2 protein-coding genes are annotated in these 986 nt (G+C 40.6%); both read right to left on the reverse strand.

Going from position 1 to position 986, the window contains the following annotated elements:
* Positions 1-44 precede the first annotated feature (44 nt).
* A complete protein-coding gene (locus tag HMPREF9074_RS11655; RefSeq protein WP_009390380.1) occupies positions 45-425 on the reverse strand; it encodes a hypothetical protein in 381 nt (126 codons plus the stop codon).
* A gap of 88 nt (positions 426-513) precedes the next feature.
* A partial coding sequence (locus tag HMPREF9074_RS12550) for a hypothetical protein (protein WP_034541109.1) occupies positions 514-986 on the reverse strand: 473 nt, incomplete at its 5' end.

A 986-nucleotide genomic window follows, 5' to 3' on the forward strand; every position in this document is an offset into this window, starting at 1 on the left:
TATATCATCGGTAATACGAATACTGTGTAATAGTCCTTTCATAATTATTGAGGGTTGTTATCGCATAGACAATCACGCTGAATGAGTAATACTAACTCTCCTTTAAAATCACCGGTTAGGGCAGTATCGCTAAGTACTGATACTTGGAATTTGTTATTGTTACACTCAAAATTCACTTGCTTCATACCTTGTACATAGCCACCTCCTTTGTGTTTGAAGTCGCGATAGTCTACAGGTTCAATGATTACATTGCCTTGCGGGTCACGAAGCGATATTTCTACAGCATTTTCTGGTTCATAAGAGCCAAATGGGAGAAAATAAACGCCTATACAACGCCCCTTTTCAAGCGTAACATAATCACTCTGGGCATTGCCACCTGATGCGATGTTTACTTTAATTCTATTAGTTATGATACTACTTGTCATAGTTTAGGTGTTAGTTTTTTAGTTGTTAGCCGTTAGAATATTGTCGTTTGCAAGCGACTAACCACTAACGGCTAACGCCTAATTATTATTATCTCTTCACGTAGGTCTCGAAGCCTCGTAATAGCACGCGAACGAATGACTTGTGTCCGCTGGTAGCAGGGGTAATGCTACTGCCTACAGGGGTTTCAATCATCATTTCGATGGTTTGTGTAGGCTCGATAACAGCCAACGCTCCTAAAACGCGATAGTAGTCCTCTGTCGATTTCTTAGCGTTTTCGATAGCAGCCACAGGCAATTTTACAATAATTTCACCATTTTGACGGACAACAAAGTCTGAAGATTGCAATACTGCAGGCAGAGCCTTGTTATAAGTTACGTCCCATACTTTAGTACCATCTGCTGCTTCACCATATAGAAGTGTTAATGCTTCTATGACAAAGAAGCGTCCGTTTTCAAGGCGGTTGCCGTCAAAGTTTGTAACCCCTTTTTGTTGGGTAGTATTGCCGTCTAATAGCGATACGTTTCCACCTGATGAAAACTCTGTATTTATAAAGAGCTCAC

The sequence above is a fragment of the Capnocytophaga sp. oral taxon 329 str. F0087 genome, from assembly GCF_000213295.2.
In the GTDB taxonomy this organism is placed as follows: Bacteria; Bacteroidota; Bacteroidia; order Flavobacteriales; family Flavobacteriaceae; genus Capnocytophaga; species Capnocytophaga leadbetteri_A.